General features: G+C 44.6%; 20 protein-coding genes. 10 read left to right on the plus strand and 10 right to left on the minus strand.

What is annotated here, in order from left to right:
• Positions 1-193: 193 nt before the first annotated feature.
• Positions 194-733, plus strand: coding sequence for a gamma carbonic anhydrase family protein (locus H8B19_RS12000; RefSeq protein ID WP_186507134.1), 540 nt, complete (start codon positions 194-196; stop codon positions 731-733).
• On the opposite strand, the gene aroE is transcribed toward H8B19_RS12000, so the two are convergent.
• The 4 genes from aroE to tsaC all read right to left on the minus strand — a co-directional run bounded on the left by aroE (position 730) and on the right by tsaC (position 4,061).
• Positions 730-1,545, minus strand: coding sequence for a shikimate dehydrogenase (gene aroE / locus H8B19_RS12005; protein ID WP_186507135.1), 816 nt, complete (start codon positions 1,543-1,545; stop codon positions 730-732). The genes H8B19_RS12000 and aroE overlap by 4 nt on opposite strands.
• A gap of 130 nt (positions 1,546-1,675) precedes the next feature.
• Positions 1,676-2,362 carry an OmpW/AlkL family protein gene (locus H8B19_RS12010; RefSeq protein WP_186507136.1) on the minus strand — a complete coding sequence of 229 codons (687 nt, stop codon included), beginning with the start codon at positions 2,360-2,362 and terminating at the stop codon, positions 1,676-1,678.
• Between the two features lie 220 nt (positions 2,363-2,582).
• On the minus strand, positions 2,583-3,497 hold the full coding sequence (gene hemF, locus H8B19_RS12015) for an oxygen-dependent coproporphyrinogen oxidase (protein ID WP_186507137.1): 915 nt from the start codon (positions 3,495-3,497) through the stop codon (positions 2,583-2,585).
• A 3-nt stretch (positions 3,498-3,500) separates the two neighbouring features.
• Entirely contained in the window at positions 3,501-4,061 is a 561-nt protein-coding gene (tsaC, locus tag H8B19_RS12020) for an L-threonylcarbamoyladenylate synthase type 1 TsaC (RefSeq protein WP_186507138.1), read from the minus strand.
• A gap of 158 nt (positions 4,062-4,219) precedes the next feature.
• Here tsaC and purE point away from each other — a divergent pair, with 158 nt between their 5' ends.
• Positions 4,220-4,705 (plus strand): 5-(carboxyamino)imidazole ribonucleotide mutase, encoded by a 486-nt coding sequence (gene purE, locus H8B19_RS12025; RefSeq protein WP_186507139.1) that lies wholly within the window; start codon positions 4,220-4,222, stop codon positions 4,703-4,705.
• Positions 4,706-4,708: 3 nt separating this feature from the next.
• Positions 4,709-5,833 carry a 5-(carboxyamino)imidazole ribonucleotide synthase gene (locus tag H8B19_RS12030; RefSeq protein WP_186507140.1) on the plus strand — a complete coding sequence of 375 codons (1,125 nt, stop codon included), beginning with the start codon at positions 4,709-4,711 and terminating at the stop codon, positions 5,831-5,833.
• Here H8B19_RS12030 and H8B19_RS12035 read toward each other — a convergent pair.
• The 4 genes from H8B19_RS12035 to H8B19_RS12050 form a co-directional block, all read right to left on the minus strand.
• The gene (locus H8B19_RS12035) at positions 5,817-6,389 is read right to left on the minus strand and encodes a DNA topoisomerase family protein (RefSeq protein WP_338401525.1); all 573 of its coding nucleotides are present in this window, start codon (positions 6,387-6,389) and stop codon (positions 5,817-5,819) included. The two genes, H8B19_RS12030 and H8B19_RS12035, sit on opposite strands and share 17 nt — an antisense overlap.
• A 96-nt stretch (positions 6,390-6,485) precedes the next feature.
• Positions 6,486-6,962 carry a DUF494 family protein gene (locus tag H8B19_RS12040; protein ID WP_186507141.1) on the minus strand — a complete coding sequence of 159 codons (477 nt, stop codon included), beginning with the start codon at positions 6,960-6,962 and terminating at the stop codon, positions 6,486-6,488.
• A gap of 4 nt (positions 6,963-6,966) precedes the next feature.
• On the minus strand, positions 6,967-8,076 hold the full coding sequence (dprA, locus tag H8B19_RS12045; protein WP_186507142.1) for a DNA-processing protein DprA: 1,110 nt from the start codon (positions 8,074-8,076) through the stop codon (positions 6,967-6,969).
• A gap of 9 nt (positions 8,077-8,085) precedes the next feature.
• The gene (locus H8B19_RS12050) at positions 8,086-9,162 is read right to left on the minus strand and encodes a LysM peptidoglycan-binding domain-containing protein (RefSeq protein ID WP_186507143.1); all 1,077 of its coding nucleotides are present in this window, start codon (positions 9,160-9,162) and stop codon (positions 8,086-8,088) included.
• A 182-nt stretch (positions 9,163-9,344) separates the two neighbouring features.
• On the opposite strand from H8B19_RS12050, the gene def reads away from it, so the two are divergent.
• From def to trkA, 4 genes are read left to right on the plus strand one after another with little or no spacing between them, the layout of a single operon-like run.
• A complete protein-coding gene (def, locus tag H8B19_RS12055; RefSeq protein WP_186507144.1) occupies positions 9,345-9,854 on the plus strand; it encodes a peptide deformylase in 510 nt (169 codons plus the stop codon).
• Between the two features lie 10 nt (positions 9,855-9,864).
• Complete coding sequence (fmt, locus tag H8B19_RS12060; protein WP_186507145.1) at positions 9,865-10,803, plus strand: methionyl-tRNA formyltransferase; 939 nt, start codon at positions 9,865-9,867, stop codon at positions 10,801-10,803.
• On the plus strand, positions 10,800-12,092 hold the full coding sequence (rsmB, locus tag H8B19_RS12065) for a 16S rRNA (cytosine(967)-C(5))-methyltransferase RsmB (protein WP_277816406.1): 1,293 nt from the start codon (positions 10,800-10,802) through the stop codon (positions 12,090-12,092). Before fmt ends, rsmB begins: the two co-directional genes overlap by 4 nt.
• A 29-nt stretch (positions 12,093-12,121) precedes the next feature.
• Positions 12,122-13,555, plus strand: coding sequence for a Trk system potassium transporter TrkA (trkA, locus tag H8B19_RS12070; protein ID WP_186507146.1), 1,434 nt, complete (start codon positions 12,122-12,124; stop codon positions 13,553-13,555).
• A gap of 19 nt (positions 13,556-13,574) precedes the next feature.
• On the opposite strand, the gene H8B19_RS12075 is transcribed toward trkA, so the two are convergent.
• Positions 13,575-15,026 carry a TrkH family potassium uptake protein gene (locus H8B19_RS12075; protein ID WP_186507147.1) on the minus strand — a complete coding sequence of 484 codons (1,452 nt, stop codon included), beginning with the start codon at positions 15,024-15,026 and terminating at the stop codon, positions 13,575-13,577.
• A gap of 240 nt (positions 15,027-15,266) precedes the next feature.
• On the opposite strand from H8B19_RS12075, the gene H8B19_RS12080 reads away from it, so the two are divergent.
• Genes H8B19_RS12080 through H8B19_RS12090 form a run of 3 tightly spaced genes read left to right on the plus strand, consistent with a single transcriptional unit; the run spans position 15,267 to position 20,185 of the window.
• Positions 15,267-16,298, plus strand: a complete 1,032-nt coding sequence (locus H8B19_RS12080) for an efflux RND transporter periplasmic adaptor subunit (RefSeq protein ID WP_186507148.1) — start codon at positions 15,267-15,269, stop codon at positions 16,296-16,298.
• Complete coding sequence (locus tag H8B19_RS12085; RefSeq protein WP_186507149.1) at positions 16,295-19,339, plus strand: efflux RND transporter permease subunit; 3,045 nt, start codon at positions 16,295-16,297, stop codon at positions 19,337-19,339. Before H8B19_RS12080 ends, H8B19_RS12085 begins: the two co-directional genes overlap by 4 nt.
• 3 nt (positions 19,340-19,342) lie before the next feature.
• A complete protein-coding gene (locus H8B19_RS12090; protein ID WP_186507150.1) occupies positions 19,343-20,185 on the plus strand; it encodes an alpha/beta hydrolase family protein in 843 nt (280 codons plus the stop codon).
• A gap of 7 nt (positions 20,186-20,192) precedes the next feature.
• Here the strand turns inward: H8B19_RS12090 and H8B19_RS12095 are convergent, their stop codons facing one another.
• On the minus strand, positions 20,193-20,804 hold the full coding sequence (locus H8B19_RS12095) for a TetR/AcrR family transcriptional regulator (RefSeq protein ID WP_186507151.1): 612 nt from the start codon (positions 20,802-20,804) through the stop codon (positions 20,193-20,195).
• Positions 20,805-20,918 lie beyond the last annotated feature (114 nt).

The raw sequence follows: 20,918 nt of genomic DNA on the forward strand, positions 1-20,918 counted from the left end.
TTTCTTGTCATCTCAACTTCGCCGCTGACCGTTGCCGTTCCCCGTCGAAGTGGCGCGCATTCTACGCATCTAACAAATTCGCGCAACCCTTTTTTTTAACTTTTTGTGCGTTTGCGCAGGTTTCGAGCAATTTTGTTATTAAACGCTCATTTTTGCTATAATTCGTACTTTAAAACAGCCAAAAGAGCACTCGATGAGTTTAGATTCTTATAAAAAGATATTTCCTACATTAGGTAAAAATACCTTTGTTCACCCCAGTGCAGTATTAGTGGGTGATATTAAATTAGCAGATAATGTGAGTATCTGGCCTTTAGTAGCAGCAAGAGGTGATGTTAACCATATTAGTATCGGTGCCCGCACTAATGTTCAGGATGGTAGTGTTTTACATGTCACTCGCAAAACCAAGTCTCATCCTGAAGGTTTCCCTCTGATTATAGGTGAAGATGTTACCGTCGGTCATAAAGTCATGTTGCATGGATGTGAACTGGGTAACCGTATATTAGTCGGTATGGGTGCAATAGTAATGGATGGTGCCAAAGTTCAGGATGATGTCATTATTGGAGCTGGCAGTTTAGTGCCACCAAATAAGGTTTTGGAAAGTGGCTATTTATATGTAGGTAGTCCGGTTAAGCAAGCTCGTCCTTTAAGTGAGTCAGAAAAAGCATTTCTGACTCAGTCCGCTGAGAACTATGTTTTGCTCAAAAATGAATATATAGCAGAGCAAGGCAATTAATTTAATTGTTGCCTTAACGTAGTGCGGATTTGCTCGGTGGCGGGTTTCACTCCCCGCCATATCTGAAAACTTAGTGCAGCCTGCTCAATCAGCATGCCTAATCCATCAATCACACGTTTAACGCCATTATCGACAGCCCATTGATTAAACGTCGTCTGGCCTGCACCATAAACCATGTCATAACAAATAGACGTGTTATGGAATATATTAGCGGTGACGGGAGGCAATTGTTTTGATAAACCCGATGACGATGCATTAATCACCACATCAAAACTTTGTGTACCCAGTTCATCAAAACCGACAGCGTTTACCTTCGCCTCGCTGTTAAGCATATCTGCAAGTTGCTGCGCTTTAGATACGGTGCGGTTGACGATAGTTAAGTGCGATGGTTGTTCGTCCATTAATGGTAATAAGACACCACGCGCTGCGCCGCCAGCCCCAATTAATAAAACACGTTTATTATTAAGTTCAACTTTGTGATGTTTCAGATCTGCAATTAACCCTCTGCCATCAGTATTGTCTGCCACTATTTGGCCATCAATAAAAGATAAGGTATTAACCGCACCGGCCATTTTGGCATAAACAGAAAGTTCATCGGCGATTTCATAGGCATCATGCTTAAAAGGAGCGGTCACATTGCAGCCTTTAGCACCGGATTGGATAAACAGTTTTATGGCATCCTTAAAACCATCCACTTCTGGCAATATTGCGCTGTACTCCATAACCTGATCAGTTTGGCTTGCAAATTGTTGATGGATCAATGGGGATTTACTTTGAACAATAGGGTTACCAAAAACTGCGTACTTATCCATATTAATGCTATGACGATGAAAAACTGGTACTGAGATTACATGAAATCACGCTTTTGCCCAAACGCAAGTATTCAGATACAGCATAAAAAAGGGGAACCTAAGTTCCCCCAACATAGTTAACCCACTATGTTTAGAATCTGTAACCCAAAGTAATTGAATATACCCATGGATCAATATCAGCGCTCACTTTTGCTGGTAAATCTAACACGGTGAAGTTTGCTTCTGTATTGATATCAATGTAACGAGCAGAGGCATTAACTAACCACTTATCATTTAATGCATAGTCAAAACCTACTTGTGCAGACAAGCCCCAAGAATTATCCAGTTTTAAATCGCTGAAGGTTTGTTGCTGACGTGCATCTTTAAATTCTTCGTCGAAAAATACGGTGTAGTTAACCCCCAAACCAACATAGGGCTGGAATTCGCTACTAGTATTAAAGTAATACAATGCGCTGACAGTGGGTGGTAAGTGTTTAGTTTCGGCCAGAGTGCCATCCCCCAAACCTAACTCATTGTCAGTTGTGTGCTCTAACGTGATATCGTGTTTAAACGGAGTCGCCGCCAACACTTCTAAAGCCCAGTTGGCGTTGTATCTATAAACGAAATTTAATCCAAGCTGAGTGTTGTTATCTACATCCACCCCCATACCCACATTACCTACACCGTCAACAGTAACATTGCTGCTATCAACCTGTGGTGCAACGGTAGTTAAACCTGCACGAACAATAAAGTCGCCTGCATTAGCGAATCCAGCCCAAGAAATCAAACCTGCAACTATCAACGCTTTTGTGATTGAGTTTCTATTTAACACTGTCATTTTGTTTACCTCATTTATTTTTTGTTGAGGTAATTTTATGGCAGCGAGAATTAGCACTATTGATCTAGCACAAGGTTTTACTGCCGACGGACTAACACCAATGATAAATACTGATATAAATCAAATTTAGCCTTTTAAAGCTAATTCTAACATTCAAATAATCCAATTATTTTAAGCAGATATAAAAAAGGTGACACATCAGGTCACCTCATAATTATACCTATTCGCCCAACCAGTCTCTTGGGATTAAATAGTGTTTATACAGATCCTCTTCCCGGCTACTCGGTTGTGGTTGATACATATATTCCCAACGCGCCAATGGCGGCATCGACATTAATATCGACTCAGTTCGACCACCACTTTGCAATCCAAACAAGGTGCCACGGTCAAATACCAGATTGAATTCCACATAACGTCCACGACGATACAGCTGAAAGTCTCTTTGTTGTTGCTCCCAGCACATAGCTTTACGCTTTTCGACTATAGGCACATACGCATCCAGATAACCATTGCCCACCGCCTGCACAAATTCAAAACAGCGCTCAAAGCCCCACTCATGCAAGTCATCAAAAAATAAACCACCTACACCACGGGTTTCATCGCGATGTTTTAAATAGAAGTATTCATCACACCACTTTTTGTAATCTGAATAAACATTGTCACCAAAAGGCTGACACAACTCTTTTGCGGTTTTATGCCAGTGCAGGACGTCTTCATGCTGAGGATAAAAAGGTGTTAAATCAAAACCACCACCAAACCACCAGACCGGCTCTTCACCGTCTTTTTCTGCGATAAAAAAGCGTACGTTGGCATGGGATGTCGGTACATTGGGGTTTTCCGGATGAATGACCAGTGATACGCCACAGGCCTGAAAGCGGCGGCCTGCGAGCTCTGGGCGGTGAGCTGTAGCCGATGCGGGCATTTTATCCCCAAACACATGAGAAAAATTCACTCCCCCCTGCTCTATCACTTTACCACCACGCATCACACGTGTGCGACCACCACCGCCTTCTTCGCGCTGCCAGTCGTCTTCTATAAAGTGACCTTTACCATCGACCAGCTCCAGAGTTTGGCAAATGTTATCCTGAAGTTTGTGAAAAAATCGAATGACCTGATCAATATCGGGTACAGACATGAATTACCTCAACTGCTGGCCGGTAGCGGCGTCAAATATAGTACTGGGCGATGCATTGCCACCCACAGGCTGATCAACCACAAAATCTAGCTGATCGTTAAATTGCGCATAAAGCTCTTCCGTGGTGCGAGCTGGCTCTAATCCAGATAGGTTAGCGCTGGTCGAGACGATAGGTTTACCTAGTTGTCTACACAACTCCCGCACCGGCTCAAATGCTGGAACGCGCACTGCGATTTTATCTGACTCACCACTTAACAACGGCAATACTCTGTCAGATTTGGGTAATAACCAGGTCACAGGCCCTGGCCAGCGCGAAAAAACAGCAAAACGTTTATCCTGAGAAATGGCGCTGTCGTTAACATAGGGCAATAACTGCCCATAATCGGCAGCAACCAGAATCAAACCTTTATGTGCAGGACGCTGTTTTAGGTTAAGCAACTTTTGTAAAGCATCGCTGTTGTCCGGATCACATCCAAGACCAAACACGGCTTCTGTGGGATAGGCGATAATGCCGCCTTGATTAAATACATCAATTACTGAATGAGGATCCGACTCAGATTGCACAATGTACCTTTAAATGGGCTGTTAAACTGGCGGAAGATTACCACAAGCCCCGGCAAATTAGATCTATATATGACATCAGAGCTGTATGTCATTTCACCCAACCCATATAAATGGCTATAATGCCGCCTTTCATTTTCAACCCGTAACAGTGAATTAATATGAAAGTAGCAATCATCATGGGCTCAAAGTCCGACTGGCCAACCATGAAACTGGCAGCTGACATGCTGGATCATTTTGGCATCGATTATGAAACTAAGGTGGTTTCTGCACACCGTACACCTCAGCTGTTAGCTGACTTCGCCTCATCTGCACATGACAATGGTTTTAAGGTCATTATTGCTGGTGCAGGCGGTGCGGCGCACTTACCGGGCATGACTGCGGCATTCACCAGCTTACCAGTATTAGGTGTGCCGGTTCAGTCAAAGGCACTTAAAGGTATGGACTCACTACTGTCCATTGTTCAAATGCCAAAAGGCGTTGCCGTTGGCACGCTGGCGATTGGTGAAGCTGGTGCTGCTAATGCAGGATTGCTTGCTGCGCAGATTCTGGCAACCAGTGATGATGCATTGATGGCAAAAATCGATACATTTCGCCAAAACCAAACCGATACAGTTTTAGCTAACCCCGATCCTTCAGAGAGTTAATACGTGAAAGTACTGGTATTAGGCGCTGGCCAACTGGCCAGAATGATGGCACTGGCAGGCACCCCATTGGGTGTTGCTGTTTGTGCATTTGATGTTCGTTCACAGAAAGTTGTTCACCCGATCACACTGGCACAGACTCATGATTCTTTGCAGCATGCACTGGATAACGTTGACGTGGTAACGGCTGAGTTTGAACACGTTCCTCATGATATTCTGGCTATTTGCGAAGCCAGTGGCAAACTGGCGCCAGCCAGCAGCAATATCAAAATTGGTGGCGATCGCCGTCTGGAAAAAGCCATGTTAGATCGCGCCAACGCCAATAATGCCAGTCATGTTATTGTTGATTCTGAACTTTCACTAAATCAGGCATGTGAAAAATTAGGTGTGCCTCTAGTGCTTAAAAGTGCATTGGACGGTTATGACGGCAAAGGTCAGTGGCGCATTAAACAAAGCACAGACATTGAACCTGTATGGCAGGATATCGCTGAGTTTTTACAACAAAGTTCGGATAAACAAGGCATAGTGGCAGAACAGTTTATCCCCTTTGATCGTGAAGTTTCCTTAATTGGTGCGCGTAATGCGCGCGGTGAAGTTGTTTTTTACCCATTGGCCGAAAACATTCATGTGGATGGTGTGCTGAGCTTATCGCTGGCAGAGCAAGGTGATAGCGCTATACAGCAGCAAGCTGAAACCATGTTTAAGTCAGTAGCTGAAGAACTGAATTATGTGGGTGTGTTAGCCATAGAATTTTTCCAGGTTGGTGATCAATTACTGGTTAATGAAATTGCCCCCAGGGTTCACAACTCCGGTCACTGGACGCAACAAGGCGCGGATACCTGCCAGTTTGAAAATCACTTAAGAGCGGTGCTGAATTTACCCTTAGGCAGCACCAAACTTATTCGCCCGACAGCCATGATTAATATTTTAGGTGAAGATAATCTGCCGGATGAATTACTAACCGTTGCCAGCTTACATATGCATTGGTATGGCAAAGATAAACGCGCTGGACGCAAGATGGGTCATATTAATGTGAGCGGTAAGGATAAAGCCGAGCTCGCACTACGCTTGCAACAAGTGGCAGGCATTCTTTGCAAAGAGCAATTTCCAGCGCTTAATTGCTATCGTTAGTCTGTGCCGGCTCCGATTGAACGTGCTGGCATTTTTTGTCAGCACACACTCGCTTCTGCCCTTTTTTGTATAACAGTTTAAAACCACAAGCTTCACAACTTCCGGCCAACGGCTCGGCATTCAGTGCGAATTTGCACTTTGGATAACCATCGCAGGCATAAAAAGTTTTACCATAGCGATTGGTGCGCTTTACCAAGTGATGTAGCTGACACTGCGGACAATCGAAACGTGTTTCTTTTTGTTGTTTATTTGACTCTATATGATGGCAAGCCGGGAAATTAGTACAGCCGATAAACATGCCATAACGACCTTTTTTAATCGCCAGCTCAGCACCACACTCAGGACATACAGATCCATCTATCACTTTAATGACGCTTTCTTCATGCTCATGCAAAGGTTTAGCGAAATCACATTCCGGGTAATGGGTACAGCCAATAAACGCACCCTTTTTACCGTGTTTAATCGCCAGGGCACCGTCGCACTTAGGACAAGTGCCCAAAGCATCACTCATATCATGTTGAGAAGCATTAAAAAGGGAATGATCAATTCTGGACACTGCTGACCTTAAATTAGGGAGTCGAAATCACCAGTACGACCAGCGTACCATTTCGACACGGGCTTAGTATTTAAGCCTGTCTATACAGAAATTTATTTAGTGTAATGGCCCTTCCGGCTCTTCAAACAACAGATCTTCCATCTGATCGTAAGCGTTTTCTTTGCCAGGCACATTAAACAATACCATTAACACTACCCACTTGAGATCTTCCAAGCAGAACTCAGCGGAATCAATTTCCATTACTCTGTCGATAACCATTTCACGGGTAGACGGATCGAGCACATTGATCTGTTCAAGAAACATCAAAAACCCACGACTGGTTACATCGAGCTGCATTTCCTCTTCCTGAGTGTAAATGCGCGTAACAGGTGTAATTGATGCTTTCGCGAGATAAGGTGTGGTATCGGTTTCCTGCAGAGCAGCCAGTTTTTCCAACCAAGCTAAGGCTTTGTAGATTTCATCATGGTGAAACCCAGCACGAATTAGCTCATCGGTCAGTTCATCCTGATCTACCCGGATTTCCGTTTCACTATGAATAAAGTTTTCAAACAAATACATGAGGATATCAAACATCACACTAACCCCTCAGTCTAATGTATCCACCGGAGGTGGCGGATACTAACCCACGCAGTTCATATTCTAATAGTGTTGCTGTCACTACTTGTATCGGCAGCCCACTGCGCTCAGCTACTACATCTATGGCTGTAGCTTCATAATCAACACTATCTAACAATTTATCGGTTGCCAAGCTTTGCTCTGTACTTTTTTTACGATTTTTTGAGGCTGTTTCAGCCCCGTTAAAACTAAGGTTTTGAAATTCTTCATTTATATCCTCAACCTCTTCAACCAGCTTAGCACCACGTTTAATTAAAAAGTGACAACCTTTCGATTGAGGATTCCTGATATTACCCGGAACAGCAAACACTTCCCTATCCTGTTCCAATGCATATTTACAGGTGATCAAAGAACCACTTTTAACAGTTGCTTCAACCACCAATACTCCTTTAGACAAGCCAGCAATAATCCGATTCCGACGCGGAAAGTGATGCGCTTTAGCTTGTGTACCCGGCAAAAACTCCGACAATAAGGTGCCGCCAGTTTCAATGATTTGCTCAACAAGCTTTATATGGCGGCGAGGATACACAATATCAACCCCAGTGCCCAGTACTGCAATAGTAGGTTGATGTGCCATTACAGCCCCTTGATGTGCACATCCATCAATACCGGTTGCCAATCCACTGGTAATAATCCAGCCACTTTCACTTAAATCAGCTGCCAGCGAACGCGCCACTTCTTTACCTGCCTGTGTCGGTGCTCTGCTGCCAATAACGGCCAACTGCGCTAAAGATAAAATGTCTGAATTACCACACACAAACAGTCCTGCCGGAGCCTGACTGATTTGTTTTAATTGCTGTGGATATTGCTGACTTGTAACGGGAATAAAATGATGATTATCGCTGGCGTGTAACCAAACTAAGCATTTATCGACAATGGATTGGGTAGGATGCCGCAATGATTGTAGCTGAGGGTCCGATAATCCCTGCAATTTCAGCCAGCTGTCACTGGCATTAAAAAGCTGCGCAATGTCGCCATTGGCAGCCTTCAGTAACTTATGTATACGGGATGGACCACATTCTGGTATTTGTTGCAGTGTAATCCATAAAGTGAACTCGATATCCGATATCATTTACCCTCCCTAGGGGTGGGCAACAATGGCTCCCCTTTTAATCACTTTGGCTGAACGGGTAATCAAAGCATAGCTGCTGTTTTCAAAAACGTTAAACACCACTAATTCGCCTACTTTTATCGCAGGTTGCTGCTTTTCATCAGCAAATTCAAAAATACTGTCTAACCAGGATGTCTCACCCTTATAGGTAGGATTTTTAGATGCATTGATTGCCGGACCTTGTGTATACACGCCCATCACCGTACCAGGCACCACATCATCACGCCCCAGATCAAGTGCCACAACGTCATATTTACCCATCAACTGGTATTGTTTGAGATTCGTCAGAATATGACCGACTTGCTGATTAGCCGGCACTAAACCCAAAGCCTTTTCATGTTTCGTAGGCTGATAGGGTATTAAACGGTCGCCACGGTTTGCTTCAAACTGTGAATCAGTCACATTGACCAAAGTCATATCTTTACTTTCGTTAATCGATAATGTCGCTTTAGCCACATAACGCGCATGAATGCCTAACACATTACCATCCAGATCAATCAACTCTCCTTCACGGCGCACTATCGCATATTGACCTTCAATATCCGGTAATTTATCGGTAATCACTAAATCACCGCTGGCAAAACGAATACCTGCATCAGCATCCCCCAAAACAACCGGCAACGCATCAAAAGCGTCTTCACTCATCACCTGATCTTTGGTTACAAACTTTTCAATCACAGACCAGGCTAACGTCGGCACAGGTTCTGCTTCTTTTTTAACTCTTTTGCCTTGTGGAGATAATTTAATTAGCGGCTTTGTTACTTCCGGACTGCGATTAAGCGCTAATTCAGCCTCACCGTGCTGATTGATCACCAAAGTTAGAATATCGCCGGGATAGATAAGATGAGGGTTAACAATATTAGTATTGTTGCGCCACAATTCCGGCCACTGCCAGGGCTTATCCAGATACATGCTGGATATATCCCACAAGGTATCGCCTTTTTTAACCGTATAGGTTTCGGGTGCGTCTGGTTTAACGCTGGCAGCAATACACAAGCCAGGAATGCTGATAAGCAACAGCAACCACTTTGCCAGTCTTGCCTTCATAGGTATCCCCTTAATATTCCAGTGATTTATCTCTATTCATCGGGATCAGACTGTTGCCGATTAAGTCTATTGGGTATATCCCGCCATATACGCTAGAATAGCGGGCAAATGTAAAGAGTAAATACATCCGTAAAATGGATCGTATACAATTTAATACTAACCAATTGTAGCTGAATAAATAAATGGCAATATTAGAAGTACTTAGATTTCCCGACGAACGTTTACGCACTATCGCGAAACCAGTTGATAAAGTTGACGAAGATATTCAACAACTTGTCAGTGACATGTTTGAAACCATGTATGACGAAAAAGGCATTGGACTGGCTGCGACACAAGTGAATGTACACAAACGTGTGGTCGTCATGAATGTGGCAGAAGAACAAGACAACCCACTGGTTTTTATTAACCCGGAGATTACTCACAAGGAAGGTTCTACCATCAGTGAGGAAGGTTGTTTATCGGTTCCGAATAACTACGCTAAAGTTGACCGCGCCGAAAAAGTCACGGTAAAAGCACTGGATAAAGAAGGCAATCCTTTTGAATTAACAGCTGAAGGTTTATTAGCTGTATGTATTCAACACGAGCTTGATCACTTAAAAGGCACTTTATTTATCGACTACCTGTCACCGTTAAAACGCCAGCGCATCAAAAAGAAACTGGAAAAAGACGCCAAACTAGCGGCCAAAGGTTAAAAATCGATACATGGAAAATGCACTTAAAGTCATCTTTGCCGGTACCCCGGATTTTGCCGCCAAACATCTGCAAGCGTTAATCGATTCACAGCATGAGGTTGTCGCTGTATACAGCCAGCCAGATCGTCCTGCAGGACGCGGTAAAAAGCTGCAAGCCAGCGCCGTAAAACAACTCGCGCTCGAACATAAACTTGCGGTTTATCAGCCTCAAAGTTTAAAAACGGCAGAGGCCCAACAAGAATTAGCAGCCATCGATGCCGATATTATGGTGGTGGTTGCTTATGGTCTGATTCTGCCTCAAATAGTTTTGGATACCCCCCGCTTGGGTTGCCTTAATGTACATGGCTCTTTATTACCGGCGTGGCGCGGCGCGGCGCCCATTCAGCGGTCAATCTGGGCGGGTGATAAAAAAACCGGCGTAACCATAATGCAAATGGACAAAGGTTTAGATACCGGCGCCATGCTAACTAAAGCCGAAATTGAGATTGAAGCAACCGATACCAGTGCCAGTCTTTATGACAAACTGGCGGAACTTGGTCCAAATGCTTTGCTGGACACGCTAGAAAACATTAACAATATTCAAGCGATTGCTCAGGACAACGAGTTAGCCACTTACGCAGAAAAGTTATGCAAAGCTGAAGCACAAATTGACTGGCAACTGAGCGCCGAACAACTGGAGCGAAATGTTCGTGCATTTAATCCATGGCCAGTGGCGTTTTTTATGTTGCAAGACAATGCCATTAAAGTATGGCAAGCCAAGGTTGTGCAACAAAGCGGACAACCTGGCACTATTTTGCAAGCTGATAAAAACGGTATTGTGATTGCGACGGGTGATAATCAGGCGCTGTGTATTACACAACTACAAATCCCCGGTAAAAAGCCAATGTCGGCAGCGGATATTCTTAATGCCAGACAAGACTGGTTCAGCACAGGAACTCAGTTATCTTGAAACACGCCAATACCCGTGCCAGTAGTGCCTTTATCCTGATGCAGGTATTGGAAAATGGCCTGTCACTACGTGAGATCCTGCCGGCTGAACAACAAAAATTCAGCGATAAAGATAAAGCCTGGATCCAGCAAATGGTATTTGGCGTATTGCGTCAGTTACCGCTGCTGCAATTCTGGATGCGACAACTACTGGAAAAACCACTTAAAGGCAAAAATAAGGTCGCTGAATTTGTCATTTTACTCGGTATTTATCAGCTGGCTTTTTCACGGGTTTCCACTCACGCAGCAGTCGCTGAAACGGTATCAGCATGTCAGTCTTTAAAAGTGCAAAGCTTAAAAGGGCTGGTTAATGCGGTCTTACGCAATTTTATTCGGCAGGATTTAGCCACACACACTCCAGACAATGCACAAATCAAATCCGGTTTGCCCAATTGGTTGTATAAACAAGTTGAACAACATTATCCGGAAAAGCTGGGCGTATTGGTTGATGCTATGCACCAACAAGCACCTATCTGGCTTAGAGTTAATCAACGCCAAATTACTGTGCAAGACTACGCTAAACAACTTAGCGAACAGCAGGTGGAATTTAGTTTAAGTGCGGAGCACGCAGAGGCAATAATTCTGCCGCGCGCCGGTGATATCACCCAGCTCCCCGGCTATCAGCAAGGCTGGTTTGCAGTGCAGGATGGCGCTGCGCAAATGGCTGCGGCTTTACTGGATGCACAGCCTAACGAGCGAATTCTCGATGCCTGCGCGGCGCCCGGGGGTAAAACCTGTCACATACTGGAGCGCCAGCCAAATCTACAGGAATGCATCGCGCTGGATGTGGACCAAAGTCGCTTAGATCGAATCGCTGAAAACCTGCAACGGTTACAACTAAACGCAGATCTTTTATGTGCAGATGCAGCCTCGCCAGATAAATGGTGGGATGGTCGACAATTCGATCGCATCTTGCTGGATGCCCCCTGCTCTGCCACGGGGGTTATTCGGCGTCATCCGGATATAAAATGGTTACGTAAAGCCAAAGACATAGACGAACTGGTGCAATTACAAAGCAAAATCATGGATGCCATGTGGCCGTTACTTAAACCGGGTGGCTCAATGCTATACGCCACCTGCTCGATTTTGCCAAAGGAAAATCATCAGCAAATCAGTGCATTTTTGCAACGTCATAAAGATGCCAGTTTAGGTGCAACCACTCAGCATGGTGACCCGCCGGGAAGACAAATTCTGCCGGGTGAATCGCAAATGGATGGTTTCTATTATTGCATGCTGCTAAAGTCACAATAATGTTATTAGTTCAACGAGTTAGATAACAAATGAAAATTATTATTCTGGGTGCCGGACAAGTAGGCGCCACCTTGGCGGAAAATCTGGTGGGTGAGCAAAATGAAATCACCGTTATCGATTCCAATGCCGACACCTTGAGTAATATTCAGGACAGACTCGACCTGCAAGTAGTGGTTGGCACCGCCTCTCATCCGGATATTTTAAAACAGGCCGGTGCTGAAGATGCCGATATGTTAATTGCGGTAACCAATTCCGACGAAACCAATATGATGGCCTGTCAGGTCGCCTATAGCTTGTATAAAACACCAACCAAAATTGCCCGTATTCGCTCAGAGCAATATCTAAATTATCAGGCCCAATTATTTAAAAATTCCGATGTACCCGTCGATCACCTTATTGCCCCTGAACAATTGGTTACTCAGGCCATTCGCCGGTTAATTGATTACCCCGGTGCATTACAGGTAGTGGAATTTGCCGAAGGAAAAGTTAGCCTGGTAGCAGTAAAAGCCTATTATGGCGGTTTGTTGGTAGGCCATGCGCTTTCCACCTTAAAAGAACATATGCCCAACGTGGAAACCCGCGTTGCAGCTATCTATCGTCGTGGGCGCCCTATTCGTCCACTGGGTACCACAGTGATTGAAGCGGATGATGAAGTGTTTTTCATCGCCGCCACCAAACATATCCGTGCCGTAATGAGTGAGTTGCAAAAACTCGAATCCAGCTACAAACGTATCATGATTGCCGGCGGCGGTTTAATCGGTGCAGGCCTTGCCAAACAACTGGAAAAAAACCACAACGTCAAACTGATTGAGCGCTCAGCTAAGCAAGCCAATTATTTATCCTCTGTACTGAATAATACGCTGGTATTTAACGGCGATGCCTCGGATCAGGAGTTACTAAGCGAAGAGCACATTGAGCAATCCGATGTGTTTATTGCGGTGACCAATGATGACGAAGCCAATATCATGTCAGCCATGTTGGCCAAGCGCATGGGGGTGCAAAAAACCATCGTACTGATTCAACGTGGTGCCTATGTGGATTTGGTGCAGGGTGGCGAAATTGATATCGCGGTATCGCCTCAACAAGCCACTATTTCAGCATTGCTAACTCATGTGCGCCGTGGTGACATTGTAAATGTATATTCATTACGCCGCGGAGCAGCCGAAGCAATTGAAGTTATCGCCCATGGCGATGAAAAAACCTCAAAAGTCATTGGTCGTCAGATTAAACAAATCAAACTACCACCCGGCACAACCATAGGTGCCATTGTGCGTAAAGCAGAACCACTGGTGGTGCATTCCAATAAAATGATTGAGTCTTTGGGGCACAAAGAAGAAGTAATAATTGCCCACTCAGATACCGTTATTCACCCTAACGATCATGTCATCATGTTTTTAGTAGATAAAAAATACGTGAATGATGTGGAGAAGTTATTCCAGCCCAGTGCGTTCTTTTTTGGTTAAAAGTGTCACTATATTAAGCTTAGTTACGCCAGAACGCCGGGGTAAACAGCACCAATAACGAAAACACTTCCAGACGACCAAATAACATAGCGGAGATCAAAAGCCATTTACCGGTATCCGACACATCACCATAATGTGATGCAACTTCATTAATTCCAGGACCCAGGTTATTTAAACACGCGGCGGTGGCTGAAAATGCAGTAACATCATCCATACCAGTGGCAATTAAACACAGCATGATCACCACAAAAACCACCGCATAAGCAGAGAAAAAGCCCCAAACCGCATCCACTACTTTATCGGGTAACGCTCTGTTACCCAGCTTAACCGCATAAACCGCTTTAGGGTGAATTAAGCGATTAACTTCGCGCATGCCCTGGATATACAACAGAACAATGCGGATCACTTTCATCCCCCCACCGGTAGATCCCGCACAACCGCCAATAAAACTGGCAAAAATCAGGATAATTGGTAAAAACACCGGCCACTCAGAAAAGCTATCTGTAGCAAAACCCGCTGTGGTACTAATCGACACCGCCTGAAAGATTGCATGGTCAAAAGTAGTACCGGCATCCTCATAAATATTGTGCTGCATCAGCACCGCGAAACAGATGGCAATCAGAATAAACTGGATAAAAAAGAAGGCTCTAAGCTCGGGATCCTGCAAATAGTTCTTTAACGAACGGTTGCTCACCGCTGCATAGTGCAATGCAAAATTTAATGCTGCAATCCACAAAAATACTGAGCAGATAATATTGATTAACCCGCTATCAAAGTAGCCCATACTGGCATCGTGAGTAGAAAATCCACCAATCGCAATAGTCGAAAAGGCATGACACACCGCATCAAACCAGCCCATGCCAGCTGCCCAGTAACTCAAGCTACAGGCTATTGTAAGACCAAGATAAATATACCAAAGGTGTTTGGCAGTATCGGCAATACGCGGTGTCATTTTGGAATCTTTCACCGGCCCCGGTGTTTCAGCACGATAAAGCTGCATGCCCCCTACCCCCAGGATAGGCAAAATAGCGACCGCTAATACAATGATCCCCATGCCACCCAGCCACTGCAATTGCTGGCGATAAAACAGGATGGCTTTAGGCAAATAATCAATACCCTGAATAACCGTTGCTCCGGTGGTGGTTAACCCGGAGAAAGACTCAAAAAAAGCATCGGTAAGCGTAAGATGCGGTTGTTCCAGCAATATCAGTGGCAAAGCACCAAAACTGGCCAGTACAGTCCAGAACAACACCACAATCAAAAAACCTTCTCGGGCTTTTAGATCACGTTTGAAATCGCGGTTGGGATACCAAAAAGCTAAACCAGTCAGCAAACAGAGGAAAAAAGCCAAAACAAAAGGCAAACCGCCACCGTCACCAAATACCACGGATATAAATGCAGGCGGCACCATGGTGACGCTAAACAGCGCAACCAGTAATCCAAGTATTCTTATTATCGAACGATATTGCATGACGGACTACTGAGACATTCCGGTGATTTGACCACAATATTTTGAATGCATTGCCAAAGGTTTAATTATTTGTTTTTCCTATTATTGTCGGGATTAATTCAAATCAAAAGGACTAAAACAACAAATATACAATAAAGTTATCCATAATAGTTTGCATGATTAATAATTAAGCACAAATGTTGACACTGACTACATATTAATTTACCGTAAATGTAATCACTGAATACATTTGTTATATCCATGCGTCCTTTATCTTTCAGAACATCTATTTTTGCCCTGGCAGTTGTATGCAGCTTTGCACTACAGGCACAAAACAAAGTCCAGACCATCAAGGTCGAGTTTGAACCTTATCAACAGCAAATTAAGGTAACCGGTAAGCTGGTGAGTAAAGCGCAGCAACCCTTGTCCTTTAAAATTTCCGGCGTAGTTGCCAGCATAGATGCAGAAGAAGGTCAGCCCGTAAAAGCCGGTCAGATACTCGCAAAACTGGACACTGCAGAAATACAGGCGCAGGTAGCGCAAAGTCAGGCGCTATACGATAACAACCTGGCTAATTTAAAGCGTTTTAAGCAGTTGTATAAAGACAACGTTATCAGTGAAGAGCAATTACAAGCAGTTCAAACCCAGCTCGAGGTCGCACGCAGTAATCTGCAAATAGCCCGGTTCAATCAAAAACATGCACAAATTAAAGCAACCAGTGACGGTGTAGTGCTAAAGCGTAATATCGAACTTAATCAAATGGTTAGCCCGCAACAAGCGGCTTTTATTGTTAGCAGCAAAACTCAGGGCTGGGTACTGCGCGCCTCGGTGACCGATAAACAGCTGGTGCATTTACAGTTGGGAGATACTGCCAATGTCTCGCTGGATGCCTACCCCGGCAAACAGATTGCAGCCGAGCTCAGCCAGATTGCTGCCGCCAGTGGTAACAATGGTTTATTCGACGTTGAATTACGATTAGCACCTCAGGCTTTTACTTTGTATAGCGGCTTAATTGCTAATGCCAGCATTCAATCCAAGCAGCAGCAGCAGGTTGCTATGATCCCACTTTCAGCTCTGGTCAGTGCCAATGTGCGACAAGCACAATTGTTTGTGATCGATGAAAACAACATTGCCCACAGCACCATGGTGGAACTGGCTTTTATCGAAAAAGGATATGCGGCGATTAGCGACGGCTTGCGCAGCGGGCAACGTGTTGTAAGTCTGGGGGCCAGTTATATCAGTGATGGCAGCCAGATTATTGATATCACTCAATCGCAGATGGGCAGACCATGAATCTGGCGCGTTTTGCTTTAAAAAACTATCAGGTCTCTCTGGTTACATTATTACTACTTGTTGTATTAGGCGTTATTTCTTTACTGACAATGCCACGCTCGGAAGATCCTCAGTTTGATTTCCCCGCCGCGATGATCACCGCTGTATTACCCGGCACCAATCCTATTGATATGGAAAAGCTAATCATCGATCCCATCGAAGAAGAATTAAATGAGCTGGAAGATATCAAGGTTATTCGGGCAGAAATTGAAGATGGTTTAGCGCTGATCAGAATTGAATTCTTATATGGCGAAGACCCTGATGACAAATATGACGATGTCGTCTCAGCGGTCGCCAGAATCCGTAATGATCTACCACAGGGCATTCAACGTTTTAGCATTGAGAAAATCGCACCGGCTGAAACCAGCATTCTGCAACTGGCATTAACCTCTACTCAAATGGATTATCGTCAGGCTAGCTACTGGGCAGAAAAACTTAAAAAGCGTCTGCAAAGTATCAAAGGCGTAAAACGCGCACAAATAAACGGTGTACCAGAGCAACAAGTGTCAGTAAGAGCTAACTTACAACGTATGCGAGCCCTTAATATATCGATGACACAGCTGATCAATGCGATTGAAGGCGCGGGTTACAATATTCCGGCTGGTCATGTTAACGCTGGGCTAAGGCGTTTTAGTGTCAGAACCAGTGGTGATTTCGATAACCTCAACCAAATTACCAACACTGTGATTACCCAGGGTGATGGTAACTTGATTCGGGTCAGTGATGTGGCCGATGTCAGCATTGCCAATGGCATGGATCAATACAGAGTCAAGTTTAAACAGCAGGATGCGGTATTTATTAACGTGGTGCAGCGTAGCGGCAGCAATATTTTTGATGTACTGGCCGATGTTAATCATCAACTACAGGACTTCACCGCAGCACTACCAGATAGTCTGACGCTACAAACCGTGCACGACCAATCTATTGGCGTGGAAGAACGTATTAACAGCTTTTTAATTAATCTGTTGCAGGGTCTGTTTGTGGTTGGGGTGTTAACCACTCTGTTACTGGGTATGCGTGCCTCACTGGTTATTGTGCTGGCTATCCCCATGTCCGTATTAATCGCGCTCGGTTGGGTTGATTTGAGCGGATATGGTCTGCAACAAATGTCGATTGTAGGGCTGGTTATTGCGCTGGGTCTGTTAGTTGACAATGCCATCGTTGTCACCGAAAACGTTGCACGTTTAATCAATAAAGGAATGGATGCACAACAAGCCGCACAGGAAGGCGCATCTCAGGTCGCATTAGCGGTAGCCAGCGGCACACTCACTACCATACTGGCGTTTTTCCCTATTTTATTGTTACCCAGTGGTTCAGGTACCTTTATGCGATCCATGCCAGTCACTGTGGTATTCACCCTTTTTGCGTCTTTGTTAGTGGCCATTGCTTTTACACCTTATTTAGCCAGCCATTTACTTAAACCAGCAAAGAAAAAACAACCGCTATTGCAACGGGGGCTGGAACACTATGCACAACATGGCTATCGTCGCTCGTTAAACTGGTCACTGCGTAACCCTTTTAAGGTATTAATACTGGCGTTGATCATCTTTATTGGCAGCCTGAGCCTGTTCCCTTATATCGGCGTTAGTTTGTTCCCCAAAGCTGAAAAACCGTCGCTGTTAATCAATGTGGATATGCCGGAAGGCAGTAGTTTTGAACGTACCCGTCAAATGGCAGAGCAAGTTGCCAACATTACCCGTAGTAAAGATATCGTCAGCAGCATCGCGCTTAATATTGGCCGTGGTAATCCACATATCTATTACAACGTTTTCCCCAATCGCCAGGTGCCCAACTTTGCTCAGCTTTATGTGAAACTGAAATATTACAACGCGGACAAAACCAATCAGTTTATTGCCGGCTTACGCGAAGATTTTGCTCAATTAACCGATGTTAAAGTTGCCATTAAAGAGTTCCAGCAAGGCCCACCGAGTGAAGCGCCGGTCGAGATCCAACTCGAAGGCGATAATCTCAATTTATTACGTGATGTCGCCGCTGATGTTGAAAAAATGGTGCGCGATACCGAGGGTACAGTGAACGTCGATAACCCTGTCAGCAAAAATAAAATAGATCTGCAGATTAAAATCAACCGTGAAAAAGCCGCCTTGCTGGGTGTGAGTATTGCCAGCATAGACCAAACCGTGCGCGCCAGTTTAAGTGGTTATCATGCAGGCAGTTATCGCGATGAACTGGGTGAAGACTTTGCCATCGTGATCCGCAAACAAGGTCATCAGGAGCCTGAATATGAAGAGCTGGCAGAAATCACGCTGCAAAATAATCAGGGACAACTTATACCACTCAATCAGGTCGCGGATATTCAGTTAATTACCGATATTCCAGGCTTTCGTCATCTAAACCTGCAACGTATGGTGCATGTCACATCGGATGTAAAAAACGGTTATCAGACCGAGGTCATCACCAACAGTATTATCGAAAAGCTTGAGCAATACTCCTTTCCACAGGGCGTGCACTATTCCATTGGCGGCGAACAGAAAAACCGCAAAGAATCCTTTGCCGGTATGACCAAGGCCTTTATTTTCGCCTTACTGGGTATCTTTGCTGTGCTGGTAATGCAGTTCCGTTCATTTGGTCAACCCATGATTATTTTTGCTGCCATCCCCTTTGCGATTAGCGGTGCCTTTGTGGGTTTATTGTTAAGCGGTTATACCTTCTCCTTCACTGCATTTATCGGTTTAACGTCATTAATCGGCATAGTAGTGAACAACTCGATTATTCTGGTGGACTTTGCCAATCAGTTAATGCGCGAGGGACAAAACCGCCAGCAAGCCATTATTGAGTCAAGCGTCACGCGCCTTGCACCCATTGTATTAACCAGCCTGACAACCATAGGGGGTTTATTACCTTTAACTTTGGAAGGCTCCACTATGTGGTCGCCAATGGGCTGGTCTATTATTGCCGGGCTCGCAGTTTCAACCCTGCTAACGCTTTTTGTTATACCTGTGCTTTATCAGTGGTTTAGTAAACCCATAGTCAAGGAAGCTTAAGTTATGCAACGTGTTTGTTTAAATGACACCAAGCAGATTGTTGCGCATTTTTTTGCCGCAGAAAATGCCACAGCCACAGTTATTATGGCGCCGGCAATGGGTGTAGAGCAGTCTTATTATTTCCCGTTGGCACACTGGTTAGTGAGTCAGAATATTAATTGTCTGACCTTTGACTATGAAGGTATGGGATTTTCCAACCCAGATAAAAAACCAATTAACAAAGCCAGCCTGACTAGCTGGGCATGGGATGATGCCACCTCGGCGCTAAACTGGGTGCGCTCAACCTTGCCAGAATTACCCATTATTTGGTTTGGTCATAGTTTTGGCGGGCAGTTACTGCCCATGTTGCAAGGTCAGGAACACTTAAACAAAGTGGTCACCTTTAATGCCGGCAATGGTTACTGGAAGCTAAATGCCCCCCAGCTACGCAAACGTTCATTATTAATGTGGTACCTGTTAGTCCCGCTCCTCACACCTTTGGCCGGTTATTTTCCCGGAAAATCGATTGGAGTGGTTGGTGATATTCCTAAATATGCCATTTGGCAGTGGCGAAAATGGTGTTTGAACCCCAACTATATGCTGGGTGCGGAAGGGAAATGGGCGCAAAACTTAATTGAAAATCTGCAATTAGATTTAACCGCAATACATTGCAGTGATGATGAGATGCTTACCGAACAAAGCATTCATTCATTACATACTATGTTCGCAGCAGAAAACTGGACACTTACTCGTTTAATACCCGAAGAACTGGGACATAAACGCATTGGTCATCTGGGATTTTTTCACAAAAGATTTAGCGACACTTTGTGGCCAGAGGTGTTATTGCCGCTGTTAACAACCAACTAATGTTCTTTTAAGCACTTCGTGAGCGTAATCCTTGTAACAGGATCTGGGCTAATCCGTAAAATTGCTGCGTAGCCTGCTGTTCATCAACCTCAATCAAACCATCGAGCACTAAAGAGGTATAGCCGTGCACCATACTCCAGGCTGATGTAGCAATATCATCAGCGTTTAACGCATTAAATTGCTGTTTGATTAATCCCAGACGAATCACATCCTCCAGCACACAAAAGCCTTCAGTATGGCCTGAATCCATTTCATTGTGGTTAAATTGCGATGCTTTCATACCAAACATCAGGCGGTAGGTTTCCGGATGTTGCATCGCAAATTTTAGATAGGTTAAACCCACTTCCCCCAAAGCCTTTTCAGCATCATCGGCGTGTAATTCAAACGCTTCACGCATAGCTTTCCCCAGGCGCTCGAATCCGTCACTCGCCAATGCCGATAACAGCGATACTTTGTCTTCAAAATGGCGGTAAGGAGCAGCCTGAGATACACCCACTTCGCGCGCCAGCGCACGCAAACTTAAATTTTCGGCACCATGCTCACGGATACACTTGACTGCGCCTTGCATCAGCGCCTGACGCAAGTTGCCATGGTGATAGGATTTAGTGGTAGCGCTCATAAATACTGCTATTAACGTTAAGAGTTTTCATTAAATCAAATCCGCCATTTTAAGTAAAAATTTAATTACATTTTGTCTTTAGCTTATTGGCGGCAAAATCACTACACTGCAAAA

Source organism: Neptunicella marina (assembly GCF_014270035.1).
GTDB lineage: Bacteria > Pseudomonadota > Gammaproteobacteria > Enterobacterales > Alteromonadaceae > Neptunicella > Neptunicella marina.

Excerpts from the sequence above, each read along its gene's own strand:
- H8B19_RS12000 (WP_186507134.1), top strand. The coding sequence starts at position 194 with ATGAGTTTAGATTCTTATAAAAAGATATTTCCTACATTAGGTAAAAAT.
- aroE (WP_186507135.1), bottom strand. The coding sequence starts at position 1,545 with ATGGATAAGTACGCAGTTTTTGGTAACCCTATTGTTCAAAGTAAATCC.
- H8B19_RS12010 (WP_186507136.1), bottom strand. The coding sequence starts at position 2,362 with ATGACAGTGTTAAATAGAAACTCAATCACAAAAGCGTTGATAGTTGCA.
- hemF (WP_186507137.1), bottom strand. The coding sequence starts at position 3,497 with ATGTCTGTACCCGATATTGATCAGGTCATTCGATTTTTTCACAAACTT.
- purE (WP_186507139.1), top strand. The coding sequence starts at position 4,220 with ATGAAAGTAGCAATCATCATGGGCTCAAAGTCCGACTGGCCAACCATG.
- H8B19_RS12040 (WP_186507141.1), bottom strand. The coding sequence starts at position 6,962 with ATGTTTGATATCCTCATGTATTTGTTTGAAAACTTTATTCATAGTGAA.
- dprA (WP_186507142.1), bottom strand. The coding sequence starts at position 8,076 with ATGATATCGGATATCGAGTTCACTTTATGGATTACACTGCAACAAATA.
- H8B19_RS12050 (WP_186507143.1), bottom strand. The coding sequence starts at position 9,162 with ATGAAGGCAAGACTGGCAAAGTGGTTGCTGTTGCTTATCAGCATTCCT.
- def (WP_186507144.1), top strand. The coding sequence starts at position 9,345 with ATGGCAATATTAGAAGTACTTAGATTTCCCGACGAACGTTTACGCACT.
- fmt (WP_186507145.1), top strand. The coding sequence starts at position 9,865 with ATGGAAAATGCACTTAAAGTCATCTTTGCCGGTACCCCGGATTTTGCC.
- trkA (WP_186507146.1), top strand. The coding sequence starts at position 12,122 with ATGAAAATTATTATTCTGGGTGCCGGACAAGTAGGCGCCACCTTGGCG.
- H8B19_RS12075 (WP_186507147.1), bottom strand. The coding sequence starts at position 15,026 with ATGCAATATCGTTCGATAATAAGAATACTTGGATTACTGGTTGCGCTG.
- H8B19_RS12080 (WP_186507148.1), top strand. The coding sequence starts at position 15,267 with ATGCGTCCTTTATCTTTCAGAACATCTATTTTTGCCCTGGCAGTTGTA.
- H8B19_RS12085 (WP_186507149.1), top strand. The coding sequence starts at position 16,295 with ATGAATCTGGCGCGTTTTGCTTTAAAAAACTATCAGGTCTCTCTGGTT.
- H8B19_RS12090 (WP_186507150.1), top strand. The coding sequence starts at position 19,343 with ATGCAACGTGTTTGTTTAAATGACACCAAGCAGATTGTTGCGCATTTT.
- H8B19_RS12095 (WP_186507151.1), bottom strand. The coding sequence starts at position 20,804 with ATGAGCGCTACCACTAAATCCTATCACCATGGCAACTTGCGTCAGGCG.